This is a genomic window from Francisella noatunensis subsp. noatunensis, assembly GCF_009823375.1.
Classification (GTDB): domain Bacteria; phylum Pseudomonadota; class Gammaproteobacteria; order Francisellales; family Francisellaceae; genus Francisella; species Francisella noatunensis.
Genome location: NZ_WBSX01000167.1, coordinates 1 through 2,005, shown reverse-complemented (window position 1 = coordinate 2,005; position 2,005 = coordinate 1). Strand labels below are relative to the sequence as shown.

Below are 2,005 nucleotides of genomic sequence, written 5' to 3'. Positions count from 1 at the left end.
CAATATAAATACAAAAAAGAAGGTGACTCTAAACAAGTTAAGATAAAGGATAGAGCGAGTATTTCTGAAAGACCTAGCAGTGCTAATAGAAAAAATCTTTATCACTTTGAAGGTGACACTATTGTTGGTAAAGACCATAAAAGTGCTATTGTAACAATGGTCGATAGAGCTAGCAGATTTACTATTTTAGCCAAGTCTATAGATAGAACAGCTAATTCAATCAATAGAATATTGTACAAAGTATCTAATGGTCATAAAATATTAACAGCTACATTTGATAATGGTAAAGAGTTTGCTAAACATAAGAAGCTAACTAGCAAGACTGGCATCAAAGTATTCTTTGCTGATCCATACAGTCCTTGGCAAAGAGGTACTAATGAAAACATGAATAGGTATATCAGACAATTTATACCTAAAGGTACTAACTTTAACAATATATCTCATCAATACATTAGAAAGTTACAGATAGACTTGAATAATAGACCTAAGAAATGTTTAAATTACTTGACACCTAATGAAGTACATTTTGGTATCTCTATAAACATTGAGAATACAATCTAGCTTTTAATACTGAAAATAAATTCTTAGGATCTTTGATTGGTGGTACCATATCCATTTGGCTACCAATATCATATTTCTCAGCTAAATCTAAAGTCAATCGAAGTGCCGAGAAATCTTCGATTGCAAAACCTACTGAATCATAGATCGTAATTTCTTTATCATTTTCACGACCTTTTTTCTTACCAGTTAAAATCTCCCATACTTCAGCATGTAAAACCTGCTCAACATCTTGTGGTGATAAGTTTTGAATCTCTCCCTCAATCATTGATTGCTCTTTGTATTCAACAACTACTTTACCTCTAAAAAGAATATCCATATCAAGCTCAGTCTTACCAGGACAATCGCCACCTAAACCACTTATATGTACACCTTCTTTAACCCAATCATTTTCAATCACAATTGCATGAAGTTTACAAGCCGTACATACGACAATAATGTCCGCACCTTCACAAGCCTCTTTAGCACTATCACAAGCGATAATTTCAAGATCAACATCTTTCATATTGTTAGCATATTTTTTCATTGCTTCTGGATCTGTATCAAAATATCTAACTGTTTGAATAGGTCTAATTAGCTTATGAGCCAAGGTTTGAAATTCACTTTGAGCACCTGTACCTATTAACGCCATAGTCTTACTATCTTTGCGCGCTAAGTAGTCTGTTGCTAACACAGTCGCAGCTGCAGTTCTTAAAGCTGTAAGAACGGTCATTTCAGATATAAGTAGTGGATAACCATGTTTAATCTCATTTAACTGCCCTGTAGCTACAACTGTCTGCTTACCTTCGAATGGATTTGCAGGATGCCCATTTACACATTTATATGTAAATAATTCATTGTCAGCAGTTGGCATAAGCTCTAAAACACCTCCTGGAACATGAGCTGCATATCTTGGTGATTTATCAAACTCTTGCCATCTTATAAAATCCTGTTTTGTATATTCAACTAGGTCTCTAATAAAGTTATCAAAACCGTGCTTTTGCACTATTTTTGCCATATCTTGAACTGATAAGATTCTCATATCTTCTCCAATTTACTATTAAATAGTTTTATTTTTTTAAATAATTTAACTTACTAAATATATTCATAAGAATATGATTAATCAATAGAAACTTATGCAATTATTTATTTCTCGACAGAATATATCACTACAACAAAAAAATACTTTTGATCATTTTTAAAAAGCTAGATTGTATTCTGAAAGTTTTAAATAGTTGAAAGAGAGTTCCAAATATAGTTTATTAGGTTTTGACGAAACTAAAATAAACGATAAGGAACTAAAAAATGCCAAAGCACTTAACTCTTTCAAATAGATATTGTATAGAAGAATTACTTAAATTAGGATACCAAACATCTCAAATAGCCAATAAAATTGGCTATAGTGAAAGAGCTATAAAAAAGGAACTTAATCGCACTAGTATAAATAGTGACTATAATGCTGAGATAG

Annotated in this window: 3 protein-coding genes; 2 read left to right on the top strand and 1 reads right to left on the bottom strand. The window is 31.7% G+C overall.

Features of this window, described 5'->3' with window-relative positions; all coding sequences use genetic code 11:
- Window positions 1-561: IS30 family transposase (locus F8C69_RS10005; RefSeq protein WP_159183759.1), on the top strand; the 561-nt coding region annotated here is incomplete at its 5' end.
- Here F8C69_RS10005 and F8C69_RS10000 read toward each other — a convergent pair.
- Entirely contained in the window at window positions 536-1,579 is a 1,044-nt protein-coding gene (locus tag F8C69_RS10000; protein ID WP_159185032.1) for an ornithine cyclodeaminase, read from the bottom strand. The genes F8C69_RS10005 and F8C69_RS10000 overlap by 26 nt on opposite strands.
- 263 nt (window positions 1,580-1,842) lie before the next feature.
- On the opposite strand from F8C69_RS10000, the gene F8C69_RS11110 reads away from it, so the two are divergent.
- Window positions 1,843-2,005: helix-turn-helix domain-containing protein (locus tag F8C69_RS11110; protein WP_159183823.1), on the top strand; the 163-nt coding region annotated here is incomplete at its 3' end.

What these genes read in the sequence shown, in the direction of transcription:
- F8C69_RS10000 (WP_159185032.1), bottom strand. Translation starts at nt 1,579, where the DNA reads ATGAGAATCTTATCAGTTCAAGATATGGCAAAAATAGTGCAAAAGCAC.